Origin of the sequence: Psychrobacter sp. TWP2-1-2 (assembly GCF_049896785.1) — a bacterium.
Classification (GTDB): domain Bacteria; phylum Pseudomonadota; class Gammaproteobacteria; order Pseudomonadales; family Moraxellaceae; genus Psychrobacter.
Window position 1 is genome coordinate 231,316 of record NZ_JAFCVA010000004.1, and the last position, 25,254, is coordinate 256,569.

21 protein-coding genes are annotated in these 25,254 nt (G+C 44.2%); 10 read left to right on the forward strand and 11 right to left on the reverse strand.

Features of this window, described 5'->3' with window-relative positions; genetic code table 11:
- Window positions 1-2 precede the first annotated feature (2 nt).
- Complete coding sequence (locus tag ACP7AE_RS05865; protein ID WP_426241907.1) at window positions 3-1,544, reverse strand: acetyl-CoA C-acetyltransferase; 1,542 nt, start codon at window positions 1,542-1,544, stop codon at window positions 3-5.
- Between the two features lie 577 nt (window positions 1,545-2,121).
- Between ACP7AE_RS05865 and ACP7AE_RS05870 the strand changes: the two genes are divergently transcribed.
- The 4 genes from ACP7AE_RS05870 (at window position 2,122) to ACP7AE_RS05885 (ending at window position 7,197) form a co-directional block, all read left to right on the forward strand.
- Window positions 2,122-3,522, forward strand: a complete 1,401-nt coding sequence (locus tag ACP7AE_RS05870) for a 3-oxoacyl-ACP reductase (protein ID WP_201501441.1) — start codon at window positions 2,122-2,124, stop codon at window positions 3,520-3,522.
- Window positions 3,523-3,882: 360 nt separating this feature from the next.
- A complete protein-coding gene (locus ACP7AE_RS05875; protein ID WP_426241909.1) occupies window positions 3,883-4,800 on the forward strand; it encodes a MaoC family dehydratase in 918 nt (305 codons plus the stop codon).
- A 176-nt stretch (window positions 4,801-4,976) separates the two neighbouring features.
- Window positions 4,977-5,519: a beta-lactamase hydrolase domain-containing protein gene (locus tag ACP7AE_RS05880; RefSeq protein ID WP_426241911.1), complete on the forward strand. Its 543-nt coding sequence runs from the start codon at window positions 4,977-4,979 to the stop codon at window positions 5,517-5,519.
- A 262-nt stretch (window positions 5,520-5,781) separates the two neighbouring features.
- Complete coding sequence (locus ACP7AE_RS05885) at window positions 5,782-7,197, forward strand: serine hydrolase domain-containing protein (protein ID WP_426241913.1); 1,416 nt, start codon at window positions 5,782-5,784, stop codon at window positions 7,195-7,197.
- An 18-nt stretch (window positions 7,198-7,215) separates the two neighbouring features.
- Here ACP7AE_RS05885 and ACP7AE_RS05890 read toward each other — a convergent pair whose 3' ends face one another.
- The 3 genes from ACP7AE_RS05890 to ACP7AE_RS05900 all read right to left on the reverse strand — a co-directional run bounded on the left by ACP7AE_RS05890 (window position 7,216) and on the right by ACP7AE_RS05900 (window position 11,526).
- Window positions 7,216-8,463, reverse strand: coding sequence for a cation:proton antiporter (locus ACP7AE_RS05890; RefSeq protein ID WP_426241915.1), 1,248 nt, complete (start codon window positions 8,461-8,463; stop codon window positions 7,216-7,218).
- Between the two features lie 209 nt (window positions 8,464-8,672).
- The gene (ilvD, locus tag ACP7AE_RS05895) at window positions 8,673-10,559 is read right to left on the reverse strand and encodes a dihydroxy-acid dehydratase (protein ID WP_045446079.1); all 1,887 of its coding nucleotides are present in this window, start codon (window positions 10,557-10,559) and stop codon (window positions 8,673-8,675) included.
- 205 nt (window positions 10,560-10,764) lie between these two features.
- Window positions 10,765-11,526: a hypothetical protein gene (locus ACP7AE_RS05900; protein ID WP_426241917.1), complete on the reverse strand. Its 762-nt coding sequence runs from the start codon at window positions 11,524-11,526 to the stop codon at window positions 10,765-10,767.
- Window positions 11,527-11,789: 263 nt separating this feature from the next.
- Here ACP7AE_RS05900 and ACP7AE_RS05905 point away from each other — a divergent pair, with 263 nt between their 5' ends.
- From ACP7AE_RS05905 to dusB, 3 genes are all read left to right on the forward strand, one after another.
- On the forward strand, window positions 11,790-12,230 hold the full coding sequence (locus ACP7AE_RS05905; RefSeq protein ID WP_426241919.1) for an HIT family protein: 441 nt from the start codon (window positions 11,790-11,792) through the stop codon (window positions 12,228-12,230).
- Between the two features lie 319 nt (window positions 12,231-12,549).
- The gene (locus ACP7AE_RS05910; RefSeq protein WP_426241921.1) at window positions 12,550-14,595 is read left to right on the forward strand and encodes a BCCT family transporter; all 2,046 of its coding nucleotides are present in this window, start codon (window positions 12,550-12,552) and stop codon (window positions 14,593-14,595) included.
- 132 nt (window positions 14,596-14,727) lie between these two features.
- The gene (dusB, locus tag ACP7AE_RS05915; RefSeq protein WP_426241923.1) at window positions 14,728-15,759 is read left to right on the forward strand and encodes a tRNA dihydrouridine synthase DusB; all 1,032 of its coding nucleotides are present in this window, start codon (window positions 14,728-14,730) and stop codon (window positions 15,757-15,759) included.
- A gap of 50 nt (window positions 15,760-15,809) precedes the next feature.
- Here the strand turns inward: dusB and ACP7AE_RS05920 are convergent, their stop codons facing one another.
- Entirely contained in the window at window positions 15,810-16,199 is a 390-nt protein-coding gene (locus ACP7AE_RS05920) for a DUF1622 domain-containing protein (RefSeq protein WP_201501432.1), read from the reverse strand.
- Between the two features lie 189 nt (window positions 16,200-16,388).
- Here ACP7AE_RS05920 and ACP7AE_RS05925 point away from each other — a divergent pair, with 189 nt between their 5' ends.
- Entirely contained in the window at window positions 16,389-17,276 is an 888-nt protein-coding gene (locus ACP7AE_RS05925; RefSeq protein WP_426241925.1) for an SDR family NAD(P)-dependent oxidoreductase, read from the forward strand.
- Between the two features lie 376 nt (window positions 17,277-17,652).
- Here the strand turns inward: ACP7AE_RS05925 and ACP7AE_RS05930 are convergent, their stop codons facing one another.
- From ACP7AE_RS05930 to ACP7AE_RS05945, 4 genes are all read right to left on the reverse strand, one after another.
- On the reverse strand, window positions 17,653-17,931 hold the full coding sequence (locus tag ACP7AE_RS05930) for a peptidylprolyl isomerase (RefSeq protein ID WP_045446094.1): 279 nt from the start codon (window positions 17,929-17,931) through the stop codon (window positions 17,653-17,655).
- 314 nt (window positions 17,932-18,245) lie between these two features.
- Entirely contained in the window at window positions 18,246-19,313 is a 1,068-nt protein-coding gene (locus tag ACP7AE_RS05935; protein WP_426241927.1) for an LLM class flavin-dependent oxidoreductase, read from the reverse strand.
- A gap of 92 nt (window positions 19,314-19,405) precedes the next feature.
- A complete protein-coding gene (locus ACP7AE_RS05940; protein WP_426241929.1) occupies window positions 19,406-20,320 on the reverse strand; it encodes an MBL fold metallo-hydrolase in 915 nt (304 codons plus the stop codon).
- A gap of 93 nt (window positions 20,321-20,413) precedes the next feature.
- Window positions 20,414-20,959 carry a cysteine hydrolase family protein gene (locus tag ACP7AE_RS05945; RefSeq protein WP_426241931.1) on the reverse strand — a complete coding sequence of 182 codons (546 nt, stop codon included), beginning with the start codon at window positions 20,957-20,959 and terminating at the stop codon, window positions 20,414-20,416.
- Between the two features lie 108 nt (window positions 20,960-21,067).
- Between ACP7AE_RS05945 and ACP7AE_RS05950 the strand changes: the two genes are divergently transcribed.
- The gene (locus ACP7AE_RS05950; protein ID WP_426241933.1) at window positions 21,068-22,048 is read left to right on the forward strand and encodes a GlxA family transcriptional regulator; all 981 of its coding nucleotides are present in this window, start codon (window positions 21,068-21,070) and stop codon (window positions 22,046-22,048) included.
- A 113-nt stretch (window positions 22,049-22,161) separates the two neighbouring features.
- Here the strand turns inward: ACP7AE_RS05950 and ACP7AE_RS05955 are convergent, their stop codons facing one another.
- A complete protein-coding gene (locus ACP7AE_RS05955; RefSeq protein ID WP_426241935.1) occupies window positions 22,162-24,315 on the reverse strand; it encodes a heavy metal translocating P-type ATPase in 2,154 nt (717 codons plus the stop codon).
- 152 nt (window positions 24,316-24,467) lie between these two features.
- On the opposite strand from ACP7AE_RS05955, the gene cadR reads away from it, so the two are divergent.
- Entirely contained in the window at window positions 24,468-24,878 is a 411-nt protein-coding gene (gene cadR / locus ACP7AE_RS05960) for a Cd(II)/Pb(II)-responsive transcriptional regulator (RefSeq protein ID WP_426241937.1), read from the forward strand.
- A gap of 141 nt (window positions 24,879-25,019) precedes the next feature.
- On the opposite strand, the gene ACP7AE_RS05965 is transcribed toward cadR, so the two are convergent.
- Window positions 25,020-25,214, reverse strand: a complete 195-nt coding sequence (locus ACP7AE_RS05965; protein WP_426241939.1) for a heavy-metal-associated domain-containing protein — start codon at window positions 25,212-25,214, stop codon at window positions 25,020-25,022.
- Between the last annotated feature and the right edge of the window lie 40 nt (window positions 25,215-25,254).

Below are 25,254 nucleotides of genomic sequence, written 5' to 3' on the forward strand. Positions count from 1 at the left end.
AGTTATTTCTCTAAGATACAAGTCACGCCCTGACCACCAGCTGCACAGATAGAGATTAGTGCACGACCTGAGCCTTTTTGATCCAATAGCTTCGCTGCAGTGGCTAGGATACGACCGCCCGTTGCGGCAAATGGATGACCCGCAGCTAACGACGAGCCATTCACGTTTAGCTTGCTACGATCGATAGAGCCTAGTGGTGCATCTAGTCCTAGACGCTCTTCACAGAATTTTTCATCTTCCCAAGCAGCTAGTGTTGATAACACTTGTGATGCAAAGGCTTCATGGATTTCATAAAAATCGAAATCTTGTAGTGTTAGACCTGCACGCTCAAGCATACGCGGTACGGCATAAGCAGGTGCCATTAATAGGCCTTCTGTGGTGCCAGATTTACCAATGAAATCAACGGCGGCCGTTTCTTGATGAACGATATAAGCCAATGGCTTAAGACCACGCTCTTTTGCCCACTCATCGGTTCCTAGTAGGACACAAGAGGCACCATCCGTTAATGGTGTAGAGTTGGCTGCTGTCATCGTTGGGTTGGCGTTCTTTTTACCAAACACAGGCTTTAATTTAGCCAGTTTTTCCAAAGTGGTATCTGGACGCAAGTTGTTATCGCGCGTCAGACCTTTGTATGGAGTGATTAGGTCGTCAAAGAATCCTTCATCATAAGCGCGCGCTAGGTTTTGATGACTGTTAAAAGCAAGCTCATCTTGTGCTTCGCGGCTGACATTCCACTCAAGAGTGGTGATGGCTTGATGGTCGCCCATTGATAGACCAGTGCGTGGTTCACCATTTTGTGGCGAATCGATTAAGTCTTTTGGATTTAGACCCATTAACGCTTTCAGGCGTTGTTTGTTGTCTTTAGCCGCGCCCAGTTTGATCAGTACTTTACGTAGACCATCACCAATCGCGATCGGTGCATCAGAGGTCGTGTCTACGCCGCCAGTAATTGCTGAATCGATAAGACCCAGTGCGATTTTATTGGCAGAAGCAAAAGTCGCTTGCAAGCCAGTACCGCAAGCTTGTGAGATATCGTAAGTTGGCGTATGTGGGTTGAGCGCTGTGTTAAGCGTGGCTTCGCGAGTTAGGTTGATGTCACGGCTTAGTTTCATGACGGCACCAGATACCACTTCACCCAACACTTCGTCTTGTAGATTATAGCGTTCAATCAAGCCATCTAATGCAGCTGTCAACATGTCGGTGTTGCTAACGTCAGCGTATGAACCGTTCGAGCGTGCAAATGGAATACGGTTGCCACCTAAGATAGCCACACGATTTTGACCAGCAACGGCTTTGGTTTTGCTGGTTTTTTTGGCAGCAGACGCTGGCTTTTTCGTAGTAGAAGCTGGTGATTTATCATTCGCTTCTGTGGTGCTAGAAGACTCTTTATTAGACGTGTCTGTAGCTGTCGTGCTTTTAGCTTTTTTAACAGCCATTTCTGTTTTGGCGCTGTCTGATTTATTATCAGTAGATTTTGATGCACTGGCTTTTACCACTGTGCTTTCAACAACAGGGCTATCAGGGTGATTGTTTTTATTACTCATAATATTATCCTTAAAAAATATGGGCAGAAGAAAAGAGGGTAACAATAGTAAAACTAATAATAAAAATGATTACATTAAATAATTCAATAATCGAAAATAAACAAGAAGCAAATATTATCACTTATTACGCAGCATAACTGTTTATGATAAGACGTTTTTACGACCTTACTGTATATCTTTGGCAAACTATGTGACGCTTATCTAAGGTCGGTATCCGCTTTGAAAGACATCAATATGACTTTCGTAGACTGGCTAGTATCGGTTATTGGCATTGCATAACGATAGATTTGATAATATATTGTTATCGATAATTGCATTTGCTATAACTTATAGGTCTGATTTTAGCACAATGTGGTGATTTTTAAATCCAGAAAAAGTGACCGTCTTGTATACTGGCTTGTTTACAGATTGTTGTAGACATTATCGGTTTTTGGACTTGTTTAAGATGGCAGTGTATAGTTAGGCCAGCTTTAGACTCATTTATTAAATATCAATGATTATGAGGTTATTGAGTCTATATAATAGGCACATTACATTTATTACTATTATTCTAACCGTTCGTTATAGGGATTATATTATGTCAGACCGTTATGGTGATTTTGTTCAGTCTTCTATTGGCAAAAAAGTGGCCAAAAATTTGGGTTTACCGTTACCTGTTACCCTTGATCGCTTCGAAAGCGGTGAGCCTTTAGTACGTGGTAGCGTATTGGTTGGTCGTGCTAATGGCGATGATAAAAGCGTCAGTGAGTCTGTTGCGCGAATTTTGTCAGACGTACATGCTGATGTTTATGTAAACAGCAGTGATGATATCAAAGATGCCCTTGCTGATGCAGGTGTCGAAGCAAAAGCCAATACGGGCGGCGATGATAAATTTAAAGTTTTGTTGTTTGATGCCAGCAATATTAGCAATGCCGATCAATTAAAAGAAGTGTATGAGTTCTTCCATACTGTCGCTCGTCGTGTAGAAAAGTCTGGTCGCGTCATTATTATTGGCCGCCCACCAGAAAATATCACTGACATTGATACAGCTTTGGCTCAGCGTGCGCTTGAAGGCTTTGTAAAGTCTGTCGGTAAAGAGTTCAAACGCGGTATTACGGCACAGCTTATCTATGTGGAAGACGGCGCAGAGCAAAATCTAGATTCGACTTTACGCTTTTTCACCTCAGCTCGTTCAGCTTATGTCTCAGGACAAGTCGTACGCGTTAGTAAAGGCAGTAATGTTGATGTCGATTGGACACAGCCTCTTGGCGGTAAAACCATGCTAGTAACTGGCGCAAGTCGCGGTATTGGTGAAGCAATTGCTCGTGTATTGGCTCGTGAAGGCGCTCACGTTATCTGCCTCGATGTACCGCAGCAACAAGCAGACCTACAAAAAGTCGCTAGCGAAATTAGTGGCTCAGTATTGACCGTCGACATCACCAGTGATGACGCTGGCAAACAAATCGCCGAAGCCGCACAAAAGCGTGGCGGATTAGATTCAATCATCCATAATGCTGGCGTCACTCGTGATAAGACTTTGGCAAACATGGACGAGAAAAAGTGGGACATGGTTATTAATATCAACCTAGGTAGTATTGCTAGGCTGAACCGCTATTTACTAGACAACGACGTATTAAAAGACAATGCACGTATCGTTTGTGTGTCATCGATTTCAGGTATCGCTGGCAACTTGGGTCAAACCAACTATGCCACCTCTAAAGCAGGGGTGATTGGTTTGGTTAATGCCACTGCCAAGCAGTTAGAAGACAACGCCAAAGGCATGACGATCAACGCCGTTGCTCCAGGGTTTATTGAAACGCAAATGACCGAAGCCATTCCATTTGCTATTCGTGAAGCGGGTCGCCGTATGAACTCTATGAGCCAAGGCGGCTTGCCAGTAGACGTGGCTGAGACCATCGCATGGTTTGCATCACCTGCTTCTGGTGGCTTAAATGGCAACATCGTTCGCGTTTGTGGTCAAAGCTTATTGGGTGCTTAATATCACTTTATAAGTAAGTGTCAATTATAAGTAAGTGTAAATGATGATTTAGATGATGATAAATGGTTGATATTAATCAGTGTTTTTAATTTTCCTCACATATGCTTACGAAAAAATTGCTCATAAATCGTAATAAAGCTGCCCAAGGGTGGCTTTTTTATGATAAAAACACAGAGAATCAGTAGCCAAATTGTTTTTTGCTGTGAGAGTTGCTTACATTGTCTAAAACCACGCCTATGAATTGTGCCTAATTTAGGCATAATACTGGTGGCATTGCTCAATGATAGGCTGTAACCAACAATGTCATAGCATCTTTAGATACACCAAGAAAATTTGCTCAAGCCCCACTTAGGATTTATTATGTCAGACAAACATTATGATGCGTTGCCGAAAGCGCATACGACCTATGCCAATATCGTTAAAAGTTTATTGCCTATTGGTAATAATGGCAAAATCAGTAAAGACCAATTGCCGCAAGCGACTTACTATGTGGACGATTTGCACATTGACCAAAGTAACTTAAACGATTATCGTAAAATTTGTGGTTTTGCAGATAATGGCAAAGTACCTATTACTTACTTTTCAGTGCTGTCTCAAACACTGCAAATGAATATGATGGTCAAAGAGCCATTTCCATTTGCTATGTTGGGTCTAGTGCACGTCGATAATAGTGTGACTCAGTATCGTCCTATCGGTGAGCGTGAAACGGTTGCTATGTCAGTCACCTTTGATAATTTGCGTGACCATGCTCAGGGTCAGCAGTTTGATTTTGTGACGACGGTCAAGTCAGAAGATAAGGTGATTTGGGAAGGTACTTCGACGTATCTATCACGCAGCAAAAAACCCATCAGCAGCAAAGACAAAAAAAGCACTCCACGTCCAATAACGGTCAAGCCATCAGTCAATCCAGAAGGCGTGCATAGTATCTTTGAAGTGCCAGAAGATATCGGTCGTCGTTATGCTTTTGTTTCAGGTGACTTTAACCTCATTCATCTCCATCCATTATCTGCGCGTGCGTTTGGCTTTCCTAAAGCGATTGCTCACGGCATGTGGTCAAAGGCCAAATGCCTTGCTATGATGGACGAGTTGCCGGATGCTTGTACGGTTGATGTGTCATTTAAACTGCCTATCTTTTTGCCAGCCGAAGTAGAGCTTATCGCTGATCCAGTGGCTGCACTTGAAGACACAGACGCTACCTGTGAGTTTGGCTTATTTAGTTCTAAAAATGACAAGCCGCATTTGGCAGGTACGGTTAAATTACAGAGTGGCCATGAGTAAAAGCCAGTAGAACGACTGTCATTTAACTAAAAAATATCCCAATATGGTCGATTCTTGATAGAAAAGTGATAGCGTTAACCTCGCTTGAAGTATTGCTTATACATCGACACGCGGTTGCTTCGTACTTATTTTAACTGGAATTGACCATAGTCAATATAACGAACAAATTTATAATTATGACTTCACATACCGCCGTACCAAACCCAGATCAACTGAATCATTCAGTAGCTATTGACACAGTATCGAATGCTGGCAATAGCGTTTTAGACAATGATGTTGATCTTAGTACTATTCTTGAGCCTTATTTTCGTCCTGATGACACTACCATTGTATGCGGTGCACTCAATGACGAAAAAGTGGTTGCCTTAGCGAAAGCTGGGGTTGAGTTAGTGATTAACTTACAGCCAGATGATGAATTGAGCTTTGATGAAGCCGCAGCGGTCGAGCGAGCTGGCATGCACTATGAGCATCTGCCTATTAACGGTGCTGCAGACTTAAAGCAGCTCAATATATTGGCATTTGATAATATATTGCGCCAACATCATGGCAAAAAAATGGCAGTGCATTGTGGCTCAGGCAATAGAGTGGGTGCCGCAATGGCGCTACGCGCAGGATGGCTACGGGGACGTAAAATGGACACCGCTATGGAACGTGGGCGCAGTCATGGCTTAACGAAGCTTGAGCAAGAAGTTCATAATCGTCTGTTGGTACCGCGCTAAGACCATAAAGATGACAACGTATTATTGAGCAGCATTGAATGACAGAGAGGCGACCACTAGGTTGCCTTTTTTATTAAGGCGCGTTGTTATTTTAAAAATGAGGACACGCCCTAGGAAAACGAAAAAATAACGAGTTAGTATTGAGATATTGAACAGTTACGCCTTAGCAAATAATGTATTTTTTATCATATGAACACTTAATATTAAGGGCTAAATAGTTTTTTACCGTTTAGCTATTTTATAGAAATGGAGCAGGGTAGCCATGATCGATAATAATAATAAAACCACGCAGATTTTTGATCAACAGATAAATATAACGTTGCAACAACGTTTGCAGCAAATACTCACTGACTTACAGCTAGATGATGCACCAGCAGGGGGTGCCGTGGTTGTCTATCAGGCAGGAGAATGTATTGCACAGGCGAGTGTGGGGATGGCACGTCCAGAGATGCCATGGCAGCCTGATACTTTGGCGATTAACTTTTCGACGGGTAAAGGTATATTGGCGACGCTTGTACATATATTGGTTTCGCAGCAGATGCTTGATTATGACCAGCCTACTGCCCATTATTGGCGTGCATTTTCTGCACAGAATAAAGGGAATATTACGCTACGTAGCGTGATGTCGCATCAAGCCAACTTATTCTCAATTCAGAGTATCGATGTGGATAGCGAAGCTTTGCTTGATTGGGATCAAATGCTCAATAAAGTTGCCGCGATGCCAATCACAGAACCAGACTATGGCGAGCTATATGAAAGCGCTTATAGTGCTCTGGTCTATGGTTGGGTGTTGGGCGGTCTGATAGAAGCCGTTACTGAAATGTCTTTAGCTGAGGCATTGCGCCATTATCTCACTGAGCCTTTAGGTATTGCTGATAGTTGCTATTTTGGTGTACCAGAGAATAAAGTCAACCAAGTAGCAAGACTCGCCAAAGACTTCGAAGCATCAAATGAGGCTGGCTCACAACTGCGTAATAAACGTCATAAACCAACGCTCAAATCCGACTCACAAAGTACTTTACGTACTTATGCTAGTCTGCCTAGTTATGCTTGCTGGCAGCAGCAAGCTTTAATGGATGGCAAAGCGGCAGACCTAAGGTCAGATGATGAGCAAAATACTTTACCGATATTAGACACGGCTCATATTAATCGTTTGTACTTCAATACCAGTCAGCTTAATCTAAAAAACTATAAGGCGGCACTCATACCTGCTGGCAAACAAGCGATCGATTATCACAGTCGTGAGACACTACAGGCCGTTATTCCAGCAGCAAATGGTGTCGCTTCAGCTCAGGCATTGGCCACCATCTATGCCATGTTAGCCACTGGCGGAACATGGCAAGGACACACGTTTATTAATAGCGCCACTTTTGAGCAACTATCCAAACCGCAAGTCACAGGGCTAGATGCTGTCATGCCAGCAAACATGGAGTGGCGCTTGGGTTATCATCGGTTATTTAGTCTTTGTCAGCATACAGACAGTGAAAAAGTTGATGCAAACAAGCAAGGGTTTGGGCATATGGGCTATAACGGTTCGGTTGCTTGGTGTGACCCAGAGCGTCAATTGTCATTTGCCTTTATCCATAATTTTGACACCACGATGCTGAATGATGTCCGTCAGTTTGCACTAACGGAAGCGGTACTTAACTTAGTCGATTCAGAGCTTTCAAAGCGCTAAATAGCTCTATCGATCAGGTTAATGTGATTTATTCGGCGTCATTTTAAGCAACCTTGTGGCGCTAAGACCATGAATAAAGATTGACGCCAAAATGACAATTGAACAGACGACCCACAGTTTAAGCGCATCTTCATCACCGAAAAAACCTTGGTTGAGCGCATAAGATAAATAATATAGCGTACCAATACCACGGATGCCCAAAGCAGAGATGGCATACTTTTCAGTGTGTGCCATGTTTAGTCCTGATAAAGCAATAAACCCGCCAATGGGACGTATCAACAAGAGGAAAGTGAAGCTGACGATGTAAACACGCCATGTCAGCTCAACGCCCGACTGTAATCCTTGACCAAGAAACATGCCGAAAGTGACCAGCACTAGAGACATGAGTAAGCCTTCTGATTGTTCTGCAAAATCATGGAGCTTGTGGTGATAGCTATGCTCATGCTCTGAGCGGCGAAAGGCAAATGCCGCGATAAACACGGCGATAAAGCCATAACTATGTACAAATTCGGCAAGTCCATAAGCCACTAACGTTAGTGCAATGACCACATAGCCTTGAGAAATAGTGGTGTTTTGGCTGTATTTTGAAAATACCAGCTTGGCCATAATTTTACCAACGACAATCCCCACCACCAGCCCAGCACCAATTTTCCATAAGACATCATGAGTGAACCATGACCAGAGCATCTCGAGGGTAAAGGAATTGCCTTGGCTAAAGGCTTCCGCTATTTTTATGGCCAAATAAACAAATGGGAAAGCCAGTCCGTCATTCAATCCTGCTTCTGACGTTAATGTAAAGCGAGGTGTGTCTTCGCGACCTGTATTGGGTGGCCCTACTTGAATACTAGAAGCCAATACAGGATCGGTTGGAGCCAATACTGCGCCCAGCAATATAGCGGCTCCCAGACTGAGACCAAATGCATAGTAGCCTAGCACCGCCATCGCAAAGATGCCAATCGGCATGGTAATAAGCAACAGACGCACGGTCGGTCGCCACAATTGCCAAGACAGCTTCGTATCAATTTTGATACCAGCACCAACCAAGGATATGAGCACCACAATTTCGGTTAATTTTTCGATAATTAAGCCGTTATTCATAGGGTCTAAAAATGATAAGGTCGTCCACCAGTACCCCATCAGCAGCCCAAAGCTGACCTGCAACATAGGCAAAGAGATAGGCGTGCGCTTAAATATAATGGGGAATAACGCCCCCAGTAAAAAAGCGATACCGCAGACCAATAAAAATAAATTGTAGTTTTCAATCATAAGGTAGGTGCACGCTGTTATGTTTATCTTAAAAAGTTAAAGTGAGGTCATATTTACTAGTCCATTATAATGACGCTAAAAAATAATGATTACCGCAAAAAATCGTTATCAAAACGACATATGCGTTGTTTTTTGGTGAAAAAAAAGCCTGCATAGCGCAGGCTTAATAGATTTTTACCAATATACTTTAACGATTAATAATTGAAGGCTTAACGCTCAACTTGACTCACGTCACGTACCGCACCAGTATCGGCACTGGTAGTCATAGCAGCATAGGCACGTAGCGCAGGGGTCACATGACGGTCACGGCTTACAGGCTTCCACGCATCGCGGCCACGAGCTTCCATCGCCTCGCGGCGAGTGGCCAAATCGGCATCACTGACTTGCATGTTAATCGTACGATTAGGAATGTCGATATGGATGGTATCGCCTTCTTCAACCAAGCCAATTGCGCCACCTTCCGCTGCTTCTGGGCTTGCATGACCAATGGATAAACCTGATGTTCCACCAGAGAAACGACCGTCAGTTAGTAGGGCGCATTCTTTACCCAAGCCTTTAGACTTAAGGTAAGTCGTTGGATAAAGCATCTCTTGCATGCCAGGGCCACCTTTAGGGCCTTCATAGCGGATAATGACCACATCACCTGCCACGATCTCATCAGCCAATACCGCAGCAACAGCATCATCTTGCGATTCAAATAGGCGCGCGCGACCAGTGAATACTAGGATGCTGTCATCCACACCTGCGGTTTTGACTACACAGCCACGCTCAGCGATATTGCCATACAATACGGCCAAACCACCATCTGTAGAATAGGCATGTTGGGCACTACGGATGCAACCTGACTCACGGTTGACGTCAAGGTTTGACCATTCTTTTGATTGTGAAAATGCCTCAGTGGTACGTATGCCACCCGGTGCTGCAAGGAAGCGTGCGCGTGCCTCTTGATTATCAGGATTCATGATATCCCACTTATCAATCGCGGCTTTCATCGTTGGACTATGGATGGTCGGTACGTCAGTCTTCAGTAATCCAGCACGATCAAGCTCGGCCAATAAGGCAAAGACACCGCCAGCACGATGCACATCTTCCATATGGTATTTCTGCGAGGCAGGGGCGACTTTTGCAAGGCAAGGTACACCGCGACTTAGACGATCGATATCTGACATTTTGAAATCGACTTCTGCTTCGTTAGCAGCCGCTAACAGATGCAAAATAGTATTGGTTGAGCCACCCATCGCGATATCTAAGGTCATTGCGTTTTCGAAAGCGGCTTTGCTAGCGATGGAGCGTGGCAATACTGAATCATCATCTTGCTCATAGCGACGTTTGGCAAGTGAGACAATGGTGCGTCCTGCTTCTAAAAATAGCTCACGACGCAATGAATGAGTTGCCAATAGTGAGCCATTACCCGGTAATGCCAAGCCCAACGCTTCGGTTAAGCAGTTCATTGAGTTAGCAGTAAACATACCAGAGCACGAACCACAAGTTGGGCAGGCTGAGGCTTCGATAGCGGCTACATCTTCATCACTAATGCTGTCATCAGCGGCATCCATCATCGCATCGACGAGGTCAAGCTTACGAATCGCACTACTGTCACTGCCATCAGTATTATGGCTCTTACCAACTGTGCTGGCTAAAATCTTGCCCGCTTCCATTGGGCCACCTGAAATAAACACTACTGGAATATTGAGGCGCATAGCAGCCATCAACATACCCGGCGTTATTTTATCGCAGTTGGAGATACAAACTAAGGCATCTGCGCAATGGGCATTGACCATATACTCGACCGAGTCGGCAATCAAATCGCGACTTGGCAGTGAGTACAACATACCGCTATGACCCATGGCAATACCATCATCGACTGCAATGGTGTTGAATTCTTTAGCCACGCCGCCTGCTTGTTCAATCTCACGTGCGACTAGTTGCCCCAAGTCTTTTAGATGCACATGGCCGGGTACGAACTGGGTAAACGAGTTGGCAATCGCAATGATTGGTTTACCAAAGTCGCCATCAGTCATGCCAGTCGCACGCCATAATGCGCGCGCGCCTGCCATATTACGGCCGCCAGTAGAGGTTTTTGAGCGATAATCCATGTGATGTTCCTTACAAATAGGCGAGGTTTGTGAAAATGTGCACCCTCAATTTTAATATTGATAGTGTGCTTTTTATAAAATGCAAGGACTAGTGAATAATACTAAGTCGTTACCATACCATTAGATATGAGTCACTGAAAACTATGCATTGATAATGCCAAGTCAATAGTAGTCATAACATCGTAAGTATTTGGAAGAAAAGGTATTATTCGACGCGCTCTACTATCGCCGCCTCAAACCAAGGTAGCTCTATTTTGTCCGCTTCCAATTTAGCGATAACCACTAACGCATGAGTCGCTGGCAAGCATTGATAATCAGCGTTTGCTTCAATACGAAGTAGTTGCTCATTACCTTCAGCTTGTTCATCTATACTGATTAAGGTTTGCTTATTATTTTTGTAGAGTACATCGATACGACCAAAAAACTGCCAATCTTTAAAAGCGGCTGTAATAGCATCTGCTTCATTCTGGGTATAAAGTTGTTGGGTGTCTTTGCCCGTATTGGTCCAATGCAAGCGTACGGCTAACTGCAGCGCTTCGCTAAACACCACCAATGACCCGATGATTTTGACATGCCAAGGGCTGATGATTAGTGCTTCGTTAATACCAATCAGCTTGGCTGCTTCATGAGCGCTCATGGGCGTATTGAACTGTGACAGGAGGGCAGGTGTGAGCGGATTCGCTTGCTTAATCGCATCATTTAAACTGTCGTAATGATATAAAAACGGTAGTGGTAAATCCTGTGTGACCGTCTTTTTAGTGATTTTGCAATTGTGTATTTTCCAACCAATCGTCTTGTCGCTCAGTGCTTCGGCCAGAATGAGCGTGTTAGGTTCAATGCTTTGAGTGGGGGCTTGAGTCTCATTTTCAGTCTCAGTGCTGCTTGTTTTTTTTTCATTATTGAATACAGAGCCAGCTGTGACAGACGTTTGCGCTGCTTGAGCAGGTTCTGTATAAATGTTACTCATATTTGATTGAGTCGGCAAAGTAGACGAATCCATAAACGTAGTGTTGTTAAAGTAGAGGGTTAATATAACATTTAAAGCGCCTGACTCGCCAACCAAATTGGTGAGCTATCGTGATTAGCTTATGTATTGCTAATTTTTAATAACGAGTGCTATCGTATCGCAACTTGTGCTTAAACGACATTTCGTCCACTATATTACAGGTTGTCCCATCCCTTCTAAAAGCTGTCGAGCAACCAATAATCAAACAAATAAAGGAAAAAATAATGACCCAAGCCAATGAGCAAGCCGCGTATGACGATAACAATATCTTTGCCAAAATGCTAAACGGTGACATCCCATATCACAAAGTCTATGAAGATGATAAAACCCTTGCCTTTATGGATATCATGCCACAAGCAGAGGGGCATGTGCTGGTGATTCCTAAGCAAAAAGCCGTTGATTTGGCGGATCTTGAACCAGAGTATGCCACCGCGGTGTTAATGACCGCTAAAAAAGTCATGCAAGCACAGCGTCAAGTATTTGCGCGTGAAGGCATTATTCAGATGCAATTAAATGGTAGCGAGGCGGGTCAAACCGTTTTTCATTATCACGTGCATCTCATTCCATCGAGTATTCATGAGCTCGGTCGACATGCAGTGACCCAAGCTGATCACACAGAACTGGCTGAAACGGCAAAGCAACTTGCTGCTGCCATTACTGTTTAATAATAAAAAAACGAGATGTTTATCGAATTAACAAGCAAAACGTAAATTGTTCCAGAATAAAATAAAAAGGTCGCTAACAAGCGGCCTTTTTTATTACTTGGTAATAGTCATGTAACAATCGTTAAAGTCATGTTACAAGTTGGGCGCTTGTCTGGGGTTTTTGAGCATAGTGTGATAAAAATTGTATTTGTTTAACAATAACTGAGGCATTTTCGCCTTTGTGAGTCACTTTTTATAAAAAAGGCACTGCTCCTTCTGATTATTAATCTTGATATCGAAGATTATTTTTCATTGCTACTTTTTGGGGATATCACTTTCTATGAGTAAATTACCTCGCTCCACTATTTTGTTGCCAGTTTTTGTACCGGCAGCAGCGATTATGCTGTTATTGGTGATTGGCACAGCCATCAACCCTGACGCTGCTGGCGAGCTGTTCAGCAAAGTTTTGGCATTTACCACCGACACTTTCGGCTGGTTTTATATGTTGGCAGTCGCCATATTTTTGATGTTTATCATCGCCTTGGCATTTTCGCCTTATGGCAGTATTAAATTGGGCCCTGACCATGCGGAGGCTGAGTATAAGTTTCTGGAATGGTTTGCCATGCTTTTTTCCGCAGGCTACGGTATCGCGCTATTGTTTTATGGCGTAGCAGAGCCCGTATTGCATTTTGCCAGTCCGCCACTTTCCACGCCGCAGACGATTGAAGCTGCCAAAGAAGCCATGCAAATTGCCTATTTCCATTGGGGTTTCCATATTTGGGCGATTTATGGCGTAGTAGGTTTGTCTCTGGCGTATTTCTCTTTTCGTCATGGCTTGCCATTGTCGGTACGCTCAACGCTATATCCATTAATCGGTGACAAAATCTATGGCCCTATCGGACATACTGTTGATGTGTTTGCGATCGTGGGTACGATGTTCGGTATCGCCACCAGCTTGGGTCTGTCGGTGGCGCAAATTAACGCGGGTCTAAATTATTTGCTACCAGAGATGGTGCCAGTTAATACAACGGTGCAGGTTATTATCATTGCTTTAGTAACAGCAGCTGCCTTGGTGTCCGTGTTGGCAGGTATGGACAAAGGCGTCAAGCGCTTGTCTATCTTAAACATGGTATTAGCAACGGCACTCATGTTATTTGTCTTTATCGTTGGTCCGTCGATTTTTATTCTCAATGCTTTCATGGAAAATACGGGCAGCTATCTGGGCAATATCGTTGAGCGTACTTTTAGCTTACAAGCGTACCAATCGAGTGATTGGATCGGTAGTTGGACACTATTTATTTTTGCATGGACAATTGCTTGGGCGCCTTTTGTGGGTCTGTTTATTGCCAAGATCAGTCGCGGCCGCACCATTCGTGAGTTTGTATTGGGCGTCATGTTAGTGCCAACGCTATTTACCTTCTTTTGGTTTTCGGTGTTTGGCGATACGGCACTGCATATGATTATGGTCGATGGTTACGACGCGCTGATTAGCGAAGTGCAAAACAACCAAGCAATTGCGTTATTTAAATTGCTAGAGAATTTACCATTCACGCAGATTGTCTCATCATTGACAGTACTGTTAATTATTACCTTTTTTGTGACGTCATCGGATTCAGGGTCATTAGTGATTGACTCGCTCGCTGCGGGTGGACGCAGTGATACGCCTTGGTGGCAGCGCTCGTTTTGGGTGGTAACCGAAGGGGCGGTCGCGGCGGTTCTACTTATCGCAGGCGGTCTAAGTGCACTACAAACAGCGGCTATCGTTAGTGCTTTACCGTTTGCAATCATTATATTAATTTCGACATTTGGTATGTGGCGTGCACTACGTATTGAAGGACATCGCAATCGAAGCCTAGCCAATGACAACCATCTGCCGCCGCATCTACTTAAGCTTGACGCATGGCGTGATCGTATTGACTATATCACCAATCAACCAACGCGAGATAAAGTGCTGGGTTATATCAAAGGTACGGTTTTATCATCGATGCATGAGGTGGCAGAGAAGTTTGCCGAAACAGGCTGGTTGCCTGATGTAAATTATGATGAGGTCAATAACCGTGCTGTATTGGAATTAAGACGCGGTGATAATGTAGAGTTCTGGTATGAAGTTCGTTTGTCAGAGCATGAAATTCCTGACTATTATACGGAAGATATGGCCAATGAATTACCACAAGAGCACCATCATCGTGCTGAGGTGTATTTGCGCCGTGGTGGTCAAACCTATGATTTATATGGCTATCAATCAGAGTCGGTGATTAACGATATTATTGATCAGTTCGAAAAATACCTACACTTCTTAAATGTGTCGCCAGATAGTTTGCCGTGGCGTATGCAGGAGCATGATGAGGACATCACACTAGAGCAGGGCAGTGTGTTTGATAAGTAAGGGTGCACTGTTGAAAGAGTCGTGTTTCTTAATGCAAGTTATTCACGTTAATAGCTTGCAATATGCGTACGATTCCTTAGAATAACGGCTTGTTTTTATTATCTTATTTTAATTAATGGCAAGCCGTTTTTTATGTCTACTGATTCTCCTGATTTACCGTCGTCTTTGCCCGTATCTGATCATCCCTTATTGCAGCCATTGAATATCGGCGGCCTGACGATTGAAAACCGCCTCATGGTTGCTCCTATGGCGGGCGTGACGGACAATCCTTTTCGGCGATTGTGTAAATCATTTGGTGCCGGTCATGCAGTGAGTGAAATGATTATCGCTGACACGGCGCTTTACGCGCGCAAAAAGTCCTTGTATCGTGCCAATTTTGACAATGAAATTGCACCTATTTCAGCGCAAATTGCAGGGGCTGAGCCTGATAAATTGGCAGAAGCGGCACGCTATCAGATTGATAATGGCGCGCAAATTATTGATATCAATATGGGCTGTCCTGCCAAAAAAGTCTGCCGTAGGCTGGCAGGTTCTGCACTGTTACAAGACGAAGATTTGGTCGCCCGTTTACTAGATGCGGCGGTAAATAGCGTAAATGCCCCCGTGACCTTAAAAACGCGATTGGGCTATGAGAATGGTCGTGAGAATATCTTGCGTGTGGCGAAGCGTGCTGAGCAAGCAGGTATTGCGGCGATTGCCATTCACGGACGCACGCGTGAGGATATGTATACAGGTGAGGCGCGTTATGAGCTGATACGCGAAGTTAAAGAAAGCATCAACATTCCCGTCATTGCCAATGGTGATATCGATAGCGCGCAAAAAGCCCAGCGTGTTTATGAGCTGACAGGCTGTGATGCTGTGATGATTGGGCGTGCTGCCCAAGGACAACCGTGGATATTCCGCGATATCGAGCACTTCTTACGCACTGGTGAGAGTCTTGATGCACCGAGCGTCAGCCAGATAAAAGAGATTGTACTGGCGCATTTGCAAGAGCTATATGACTTTTATGGTGAGTACTCTGGCTGCCGTATCGCTCGCAAGCACATTGCTTGGTATACCACAGGCATTCCTAATTCTAATGCTTTTCGCCAAGCAATGTATGGCGAAGAAAGCACCGCTGGACAGTTTCGCGTGGTTGAAGATTTTTTGCAGGCGCACGAATAGTAAGTGAGCAGAGGGTTCATGCTAAGCGTCTGTTAAATGATAAAAAATCTTTAAAGCTCGTCCACTTTAGCGGTATGTGGTTCTTTTTTGAGTACTGTATTTTCTTTTTGCCAAGGGAATTTGCCTTCTAATTCTACTTGTAGTGACAAGCTCAAAAAAGTCCGAATGAGTACGATAAAACCTAGTACTAGGACGCTGCGTAACGTCGGTTCTGTGACGACAGTCGCCATAATATCAGCGGCGATGAGGACTTCTAATCCTAACAAAATAGATTTACCGACGGTTTGTCTGATTTCGATATAGGTCTCGTGATTAAAACCACTGGTTAGGCGAATCCCTCGATAAAAAGCAAAAAACAGTCCAAAAAACATGATAAGTACGCCTATGATCTCGACTATCTTAGCAATTAAATCAATGTAATGAGCTAGAGTTGCAATCAAAACAGATACTCCTTATCGATATTCGGTGAAAAGCGTAAGTCTAAGCAATACTGCGATTATACGTTTATCAATCCTTATAATCGTCAAATTATCTGGCTGAGACGGCGGTTTTGTTCACTTTAAGCCATAATTTTTTGCTATGCTGTAATCGAACATTCATAGGCATAGAAACAACAAAAAGGATTTTTTATGGCCAATCCCTCAAAAAAAGCAATCAACAAAGCGGTCAAAGATAAGCATATCATTATCACAGGGGCATCAAGCGGTATTGGTGAGCGTACAGCGTATTTACTTAGTGAATGCGGTGCGCATGTTATCTTATTAGCACGCACCGAAGACAAACTAAAAGCCGTTAAAGAAAGTATCGAGGAGCTTGGTGGCAATGCCAGTTATTACCCTTGTGATTTGACCAATATGGATGATATCGAAAAAGTTAGCACGCAAATTTTGGCAGATTTCGGACATGTTGATGTTTTAGTCAATAACGCTGGTCGTTCAATTCGGCGCTCGGTTCACGAGTCTATTAATCGTTTCCATGATTTTGAGCGTACTATGGATATCAATTACTTTGGCGCGGTTAAAATAGTTCTTGGGTTTTTGCCGACGATGATTGAACGCCAGACTGGTCAAATTGTGAATATCTCCTCTATTGGCGTATTGGCAAACAGTCCGCGTTTTGCCGCTTATGTCGCCTCAAAATCGGCATTGGATGCTTTTAGCCGCTGCTTAGCTGCTGAAGTGAAGGGCGATAATGTGACGATCACCAATATCTTTATGCCATTGGTACGCACGCCGATGATTGAGCCTACTAAGTTGTACCGCTACATGCCTGCGCTTATGCCTGATGAAGCAGCGATGATGGTTGCTAAAGCGATTGTCCATAAACCAAACAGTATTGCCAGCAACATGGGTAAATTTGCGTCAGCTACTTATTCATTGGCACCAGCAATCAACGTTGGTATTCAGTCGATGGGTTATCGTATTTTTCCAAGCACTCGCGCTGGACTGACTACCGATAAGAAGCCAAACCTTGCTCAGCGTGCCTTTGCCAGAATACTTCCTGGTGAGCATCATTAGAATAGGCTGTATATGAGCCTTGATTTAGAATAAAAAAGGACGCTGCGGTGTCCTTTTTTAACGCCTTAAAAATTATTATTGTTGATACAAAAGAGGAGAGAGGGCAGTAGCAGCCTTTTGTTCTTAACGCTTTATTATGATCAACACCTATTTATAACTGTCTACCATCATCACTCTTATGAGAACTAAAGTGTCTTCAACTCAAATTTAGATTTAGATGTGGCATGGACATTAGGTCATAAGTTGTTTTGGGTCATAAATGAGTCAATCATGGCAGCTCAAATCGTGATTGCCATGATGTTATATCCTGTATGAGTCAGGATAATGTTTAAGGCATATGTCAGTTGGCTTATCATTAAAGCTCCGCCTCTAACGCTTATGTCCTGTAAAGTACTTTAACCACATGCCAGCCAAATTTGGTTTTTACTAAATGTGGGGTGAAGAGTTTGCCGCTAAAGCAGATTTTATCAAATGGCGGTACCATGTCGCCTTGTTGAAACTCACCCAAGCTGCCGCCTTTTTTACCTGATGGGCAGGTTGAATGTCGTTTCGCCAGCACATCGAACTTAGCGCCTTTTTGAAGCTTGGCAATAATATCTTCAGCCTGCTCTTTGTGTTTTACTAAAATGTGTAATGCGCTAGCTGTACGAGCCATAATGTAAACCTTTCATAAAATATCGATTATCGGGGCATTATATCACGGCTTATCTTGCTTACTAACTTCACTTGTATGCGCTACTTTCTCAAAAGTCATTATCTACACAGGGGCTACTATTTGGATGAGAATCGGTGTCTTTTGAATGTTGCTGTTATTACATCGGTGCAATGCATTTGGCAGATGTGCATGAGCAGATCAATCGCACCTTGATCTGAGCTAAGAATCATGGGTAGCTTACGAGCCCAATCAAGCCTAATAGTTAAGCATTAAGCGCTTTGCTAACTTTTTAATATCGTTATTCCCAACAGGATCTAGTGATTTGGCATACCATAATGATCTGCGATTAGCTCAACAGTGCGCGATTGGGCGCGGCGCGAATGACCTTGGACAACCAACATGACCTCGTCGACTCCTGTCTGCTCCTGAAGACTCTCTAAACTTTTTGTGACCTCGGCAGCAGTGCCATGCAGGGTTTGATCGGTATACTGCTCAATAATCTGATGCACTTGCGTATTGCCTTGAAAAGCCGCCACTTCATCAGGTGGCAGTAGGGCAAAAGGCTTACGTTGGAACATTCTTAACATTGCCATAGCAGAGGATGTTGACTGGCGACGTGCCTCTATAGGATCTTCATCTGCAATTGCACCAATACTGACCAAACTATATGGCTTGGCTAGAATTTTTGAAGGACGGAAATTCTCTCGGTAAATGCGCATGGCACTTAAGACATCAGCATTGCCAAACTGCAAAGCGAAGGCATAGGGTTTGCCAAGCTGTGCTGCCAAATGAGCTGAGTAAGTCGAGGACCCCAAGATCCAGATATCCGCAGCAGTCTTTGATGGGGGTACTCGGTTTTGCTCGGCTTGCCATGGACCTGGCACCGAATGAACCGCATTATAAGGATGGTCTTTTGGAAAATTGTTTTCTAAAAAGCCCAACAATTCTGCAACTTGCTGAGGAAATTCATCGTTCGCCGCCTGATGCCGACGCAAAGCTGACGCCGTTGCGCCATCGGTACCCGGCGCTCTTCCCAAACCAAGATCGATACGTCCTGGCGCCATCGCATCGAGCATACCAAATTGTTCAGCAACAACCAAAGGCACATGATTGGGTAGCATGATGCCGCCTGCACCAAGTCTAATGCGCTCAGTTTCCCCAGTCAGCCGAGCCACCATCATCTGCGGCGAAGGCACCGAAGCACCAGGCATGGCATGATGTTCAGACATCCAAAACCGCTGAAACCCTCTTTTATCCGCCAGTTTTGCAAGCGCAATCATCTCTTGAATGGTGTTCTCTGCTGTATGACCAACACCGGTAAAGGCATTGTCGAGCACTGAGAGAACGAAAGGGGCGCTACCTGAATGATTTGGCATATTCATAAATGATCTCATTTTTACCGTATTGATTATGCATGGCAACACACTTTGGGTATTGCCATACAGAGAAGATTTAAAAATCCAGCTATCAAGTACTAGAATTTATAGAGCTGCCCATCATCAGGAACAAGCGCTCGTTGTTTATCCAGATGTTTTTCCTCGATAAAGCGGCGCAGCTCTGCCTTGGTGAGAGTGGCATGATTGACCGTATCCATGTGCACGCTAACAATCTGCGCATTAGGAGAGAATTTATAGGCACGGTATACATCGTCTTTACCCATGATGATAGAGTCATCCACAAAGGTAGTCAGCTTGGCATAGCCTGCATTCAGGATGACGGCATCAGGTTTGTAGTGAGTAAGTGTACTCTCTACTTCCTTATTCCAAATGGTATCCCCTGCGACATAAACGGTCTTGTAGTTTGGTTTCTGGAATACAATCCCCATCGTTTTGCCCAGCACTTCAGCTAATGGCGCCACTTTGTACATCTCATCAGTACCATGCTGTCCGATGGTTTTATTGATCTTAGTGCCTTTAAACACAACGCCTTGTTCGGTTAATATTCTGACATCGGTAAAACCATCTTTACGTACGATTGCCGCATCGGCTGCATCTTGGGTGAAAATTGGCATGTCACGAGGCACAAGGTTACGTGCAGCTTCATCCCAATGATCATCATGTAAGTGGGTCAAAATAATGGCATCAGCCTTAAGCACTTCGTCAACAGACATCGGCAGATCGACCATTGGATAGCGTATTTGGCTATTTACTGTGCCATCAAACCCTGGATAAGCGTTTTTAGCCGCTAGCATCGGATCCACTAAAAAAGTGGTGCCGTCATAATCAAGCTTGATCGTGGCATTACGGATTTGCTGAAATTCAACGGTATTGGTCGCTGTCTGTTTTACCGCGTTAGAATTTGCTGCTGGACTGGCAAAGGTGGTGCATGCCGTTAACAACATGACGCCACTTAACATTGTGGTGCCAGTCAGTGATTTTACTATATTCATAATAGTTACCTTATTGAGGAAATTCTTCTTAATGGGAATAGGGTTTAAGAGTCTATTTAATGACTAAATCGTGGCTTGATTAACAACTCTGAATTAACGTGCAATCCACGTTTGGGTATCAATCACTTCGCCATATAGAAACTCAATCGCTGCCATGATGGTGGCATGAGCCTGAGCAGCAGGTACTTTCGTACCATTAAACTCAAGATCAAGCGTGGCACAGGCATCATGGACGGTAGTCGTGGTATAACCAAAGTCTACTGCCGCACGAACGGTGGCATCGACACACATGTGGCTCATGGCGCCAATCACAGTCACTTCTTTGATACCTTCTTTATCTAATAGCTCTTTCAGATTGGTCTCACGGAATGAATTGGGATAGTGCTTAGTGATGACGGCCTCACCCTCTATTGGTTTTACCTTTTCATTAATCTCTACACCATCGGTACCAGGCGTAAAGATCGGGGCGTCAGCAGGCATTTCATGACGGATATGAATGACGGTATGACCTTTTTCTCTCGCAGACGCAATCACCAAAGCGGCATTATCAGCGGCTTCGTTAATACCTACGAGTGCGAGTTTACCTTGTGGAAAATACTCATTTTGAATGTCGACAACGATCAGTGCTTGTGTGTTCATGATAATTCCTTTTTGTTTATGGAAGTGACTGTATAGACGTATATTTTACAAGTACTATGCTACACTAACGAGTGGCTACATCGACACATAAGAGGTTAATAACGACATATGAATCAAAAGTATGCTATTGAAATTGGCTTGATCGTCTATGAGAAAGCACAAATGGCCGCTGTTCTTGGCCTGACTGATTTACTGACGGTTGCCGGTAAACTCGCCGCCAAACGTCAAGATACAACCGATCTGCCTCTACAAGTAAGTCACTGGGAGATTAGCGGCGCTAAGCAGCAGCCTAAGCGCACTTTTTCGAGCAATCTTGATAGCGTAGGAAGATTAACAGCCGTCATCATTCCACCCACGTTAGAAGCACCGATTGCAAAGCAAGCGGCAGAACCTTGGCTAGAATGGCTGAAAGAGCAGCATTCGACAGGGGTGATACTGTCATCGGTCTGCGCCGGTGCTTTTTTACTGGGTGAAACAGGACTACTATCTAAGCGCAAGGCAACCACACATTGGGGCTATGTAGAGGATTTTAAGCAGCGTTTCCCTGATGTGGAGCTCGATGTCGATCGCATTATTATCGAAGACGGTGATATTGTGACCGCTGGTGGTGCGATGGCCTGGACAGATTTAGGATTAAGAATGGTTGATCGTTTTCTTGGTTCTCAGGTGATGAATGAAACCGCTCGTATGTTATTAATTGACCCCTCAAGGCGTGAACAATGTTATTACAGTGCTTTCTCACCCAACCTCACCCATGGAGACACAGCCATATTAAAAGTGCAGCATTGGCTACAAAGAACCAATGCACAAGATATCGATTTATCTACCTTAGCCGATTGCGCACAGTTAGAAGAGCGTACTTTTCTGCGTCGTTTTCATAAGGCAACGGGGATGACATCCACAGAATATTGTCAGCGATTACGCATCGGAGAAGCAAAAGACTTTTTACAGTTCTCATCATCTCCTGTTGAGCAAATAGCGTGGAAAGTTGGTTATAGTGATGCCAGTGCATTTCGTAAAATATTTAAGCGCATTGTTGGTTTGACACCAAGTGAGTATCGGCGCAGATTTAATACGAATAAGGCGTGATAGGTTTGGTTAATGATTTTTTTAAAGGTAGGCACATTGACTGCTTATAGGTAAGAGTTAAAGAATAAAACGGCCACTGATGTAGCCATAACCGTTTTATTTTTTAACTGTCATTAACGGGAAGATACTCCTTTAAAACGTAGTAAACGCAATGCATTCAGCGTGACCAGTACCGTAGCACCAGTATCCGCTAGCACAGCAATCCAAAGTCCTGTCACGCCAAGCACAGTGGTTATCAGAAATATGCCTTTTAACCCAAGTGCAAATATGACATTTTGATGGATATTTCTCATGGTGGCGCGGGATAAGGCAATAAGGTTAGCAACGTCCATTACGCGGCTTTTTAATAGGGCAATATCAGCCGTTTCGATGGCCACATCCGTGCCACTTCCCATCGCAATGCCAATATCTGCCGCTGCCAAAGCGGGTGCATCATTGATACCATCACCAATCATCGCTATTTTACTATTGCTTTGCATCTCACTGAGTAGACGTAGCTTGTCTTCAGGTAACAGCTCGGCCTGCCACTCTATATCTAACTGACTAGCAAGTGCTTTTGCCGTACGGCTATTGTCACCTGTGAGCATGACAGAACGCACGTTCATCTTATTAAGCTGGGCAATAGCTTGCTGTGCATCTTCTCGTAACTCATCACGTAGAGCGACCAATCCGAGCGCCTCCCTCGTGTGCTCATCAAACAAAATAGAAACCGTTTTACCATCATTTTGTAGCATCTCAATTTGAATCTGCTGCTCAGCTGGCAACATCACTTTCTCAGCGACGTAGACTGGTGAGCCGATGGCCAAAGAGCGTCCAGCGACAGTGGCATGAACGGCTTTGCCTGCCGTAGCAAAAGCATTAGAGGCATCCGGTATTACTACCTTAGCGGCTTTGGCATGATCCACAATAGCCCTAGCAAGCGGATGACTAGAGACGGAGTCAATACTCGCAAACAGTGACAGTAGTTTATCGTGACCCTCAGCAGCGGTATGCGCTGTTTTAAAACCAATAACATCGGTTACCCGTGGTTTTCCTTCAGTCAAAGTACCCGTTTTATCAAAAGCGACAGTACTGACCTGACCCACCAACTCCATGACATTACCGCCTTTGATAAGCAGTCCATGGCGCGTGCCGACAGCCAAACCTGAGGCAATAGCGGCAGGTGTTGACAGCACAAGGGCACAAGGACAAGCTATCAGTAATAGCGCCAAACCGCGATATAGCCATATTCCCCATTCTGCTCCCATCAGTAGAGGTGGGATAATAATGACCAGCGCTGCAATCGCCATAACGATAGGCGTATAGTAGTGGCTAAAGGTTTCAATAAAGCGTGCAGTCGGTGCTTTGGACGCTTGCGCCTGCTCCACAAGTTCAATAATACGCGCAATCGTATTATCTGCCGCTGTTTTTTCTACGCGTATTTGTAGTACCCCATCAACATTGATAGATCCAGCAAAGACCTCAGCGCCTGTGGTTTTGGCAACAGGAATAGATTCTCCTGTCACAGGTGACTCATCAAGGCTAGATATCCCTTGAATAATCACCCCATCAGCAGAAACTCTATCACCAGGACGCACGAGCACCTGATCATTCACTTGCAGTGAGGTCGCTGCTACCTGACGTTGTTTTCCTTGTGCGTCCAACAAGATAGCCGTCTTTGGCACTAGCGAGGATAACGCTCTGATGCCAGCGCGCGCACGATCAGCTGCGATGCTCTCTAAAAGCTCACCAACCGAAAATAGGAACACCACGGCAGCAGCTTCTTCTGCCTCTCCAATGATAAGGGCGCCGATAGCCGCAACAGACATGAGCATTTCAATTGAAAAAGGCGAACCTACTAACGCCAGTGCAAAAGCTTTACGGGCAAATGGTAGGACACCGATAGCCACAGCAGCAATAAAACCCCATGCACCATATTCAGGGAAAATTAAAGACAACATATATGCGGCACTCATCAAAAGCCCAGTACCAATAACCTGTTTGCCTTTTATGGTTTGCCACCAGCGCTGATTCTCTATCGCTGATTGACTCTCATCAGTGCTACTCTTCTCTTGTTGACCATTTAACGCTGATATACCGAACCCGAGACACTTAATGGTTTTTTCGATATCTTTAACATCAGTCGCTGCATCAGACGCCAAGATTAGCTCTAGCTTTTGGGTCGCAAAGTTTAACTGAACACCAGAGACGCCTGGCATACGTATGAGCGCCCGCTCAATTTTGCCAACACAACTGGCACAGTCCATACCTTCAATATGATATTGCATAGTTATTTATCCTCTTATTAAAGACATTATGAACCCTATAGTAGCTTCAGGGTCAAGGCTTTTAACGACAAAGAGATTTGATTTTTTATCAGCAAACCTTATAGTTACTTTATTGTTTTAGAGAATAGAAAATACTATTTAAGGAGATACACATGCTAATCAAAATTGGTGAACTTGCCACGCGCACAGGGGCGACGGTCGAAACCATTCGCTATTATGAGAAAGAGAGGTTATTACCAGAGCCTGCGCGTAGCCAAGGCAACTATCGTTTGTACAATGAGGCGCATTTTGAGCGTCTACAATTTATCCTGCACTGCCGTACGCTCGATATGACTTTGGATGAAGTACGAACCCTGCTTCAATATAGAGACAAACCTGATGAAAACTGCGGTGAGGTCAATGTACTATTGGATGAGCATATAGATGCGGTAGAGACACGTATGGAAGAGCTGATACAATTAAAGCAACATCTACTAGCGTTGCGGCAAAAATGCGCAAGTGAAGCGCTAGCTGAATCCTGCGGAATATTGCATGCGCTTGCCGATAATTCGTGTCATAGATAAAGTATTCATTTTGGTAACACTGTCCACTTTTCATACGTAAAAGTAGACATATCACCAAACGCGCGTGGTCAATAAATTCAAAATGATTCAGCCCATACTCCTTTCTGTCAAACAGATAGACTGCGCGTCTATCAGACTGATTCATTGCACTTGTGCAGGGAAGCCAGCCTTTGCTAAAGCAGCCGTCATCTGCTCAATATTTGCGATGGTGTCGATATTGACCACTTTGGCTACTAAATCAATATCAATTTTGGCGTTTGAGTCGATATCGTGAATGATGGCTGTCACACCACGAGCACAGCCGCCACATTTCATGTTTCCAATCCATAGTTTCATAGCCTTTCTCCAAATAAGTTTTTATTTCATCACTAAGCTT

What these genes read in the sequence shown, in the direction of transcription:
- ACP7AE_RS05910 (WP_426241921.1), top strand. Translation starts at nt 12,550, where the DNA reads ATGAGTAAATTACCTCGCTCCACTATTTTGTTGCCAGTTTTTGTACCG.
- ACP7AE_RS05950 (WP_426241933.1), top strand. Translation starts at nt 21,068, where the DNA reads ATGAATCAAAAGTATGCTATTGAAATTGGCTTGATCGTCTATGAGAAA.
- ACP7AE_RS05945 (WP_426241931.1), bottom strand. Translation starts at nt 20,959, where the DNA reads ATGAACACACAAGCACTGATCGTTGTCGACATTCAAAATGAGTATTTT.
- ACP7AE_RS05955 (WP_426241935.1), bottom strand. Translation starts at nt 24,315, where the DNA reads ATGCAATATCATATTGAAGGTATGGACTGTGCCAGTTGTGTTGGCAAA.
- ACP7AE_RS05930 (WP_045446094.1), bottom strand. Translation starts at nt 17,931, where the DNA reads ATGGCTCGTACAGCTAGCGCATTACACATTTTAGTAAAACACAAAGAG.
- ACP7AE_RS05880 (WP_426241911.1), top strand. Translation starts at nt 4,977, where the DNA reads ATGACTTCACATACCGCCGTACCAAACCCAGATCAACTGAATCATTCA.
- ACP7AE_RS05935 (WP_426241927.1), bottom strand. Translation starts at nt 19,313, where the DNA reads ATGAATATGCCAAATCATTCAGGTAGCGCCCCTTTCGTTCTCTCAGTG.
- cadR (WP_426241937.1), top strand. Translation starts at nt 24,468, where the DNA reads ATGCTAATCAAAATTGGTGAACTTGCCACGCGCACAGGGGCGACGGTC.
- ACP7AE_RS05905 (WP_426241919.1), top strand. Translation starts at nt 11,790, where the DNA reads ATGACCCAAGCCAATGAGCAAGCCGCGTATGACGATAACAATATCTTT.
- ACP7AE_RS05890 (WP_426241915.1), bottom strand. Translation starts at nt 8,463, where the DNA reads ATGATTGAAAACTACAATTTATTTTTATTGGTCTGCGGTATCGCTTTT.
- ACP7AE_RS05870 (WP_201501441.1), top strand. Translation starts at nt 2,122, where the DNA reads ATGTCAGACCGTTATGGTGATTTTGTTCAGTCTTCTATTGGCAAAAAA.
- ACP7AE_RS05900 (WP_426241917.1), bottom strand. Translation starts at nt 11,526, where the DNA reads ATGAGTAACATTTATACAGAACCTGCTCAAGCAGCGCAAACGTCTGTC.
- ACP7AE_RS05940 (WP_426241929.1), bottom strand. Translation starts at nt 20,320, where the DNA reads ATGAATATAGTAAAATCACTGACTGGCACCACAATGTTAAGTGGCGTC.
- ACP7AE_RS05925 (WP_426241925.1), top strand. Translation starts at nt 16,389, where the DNA reads ATGGCCAATCCCTCAAAAAAAGCAATCAACAAAGCGGTCAAAGATAAG.
- dusB (WP_426241923.1), top strand. Translation starts at nt 14,728, where the DNA reads ATGTCTACTGATTCTCCTGATTTACCGTCGTCTTTGCCCGTATCTGAT.
- ACP7AE_RS05865 (WP_426241907.1), bottom strand. Translation starts at nt 1,544, where the DNA reads ATGAGTAATAAAAACAATCACCCTGATAGCCCTGTTGTTGAAAGCACA.
- ilvD (WP_045446079.1), bottom strand. Translation starts at nt 10,559, where the DNA reads ATGGATTATCGCTCAAAAACCTCTACTGGCGGCCGTAATATGGCAGGC.
- ACP7AE_RS05885 (WP_426241913.1), top strand. Translation starts at nt 5,782, where the DNA reads ATGATCGATAATAATAATAAAACCACGCAGATTTTTGATCAACAGATA.
- ACP7AE_RS05875 (WP_426241909.1), top strand. Translation starts at nt 3,883, where the DNA reads ATGTCAGACAAACATTATGATGCGTTGCCGAAAGCGCATACGACCTAT.
- ACP7AE_RS05965 (WP_426241939.1), bottom strand. Translation starts at nt 25,214, where the DNA reads ATGAAACTATGGATTGGAAACATGAAATGTGGCGGCTGTGCTCGTGGT.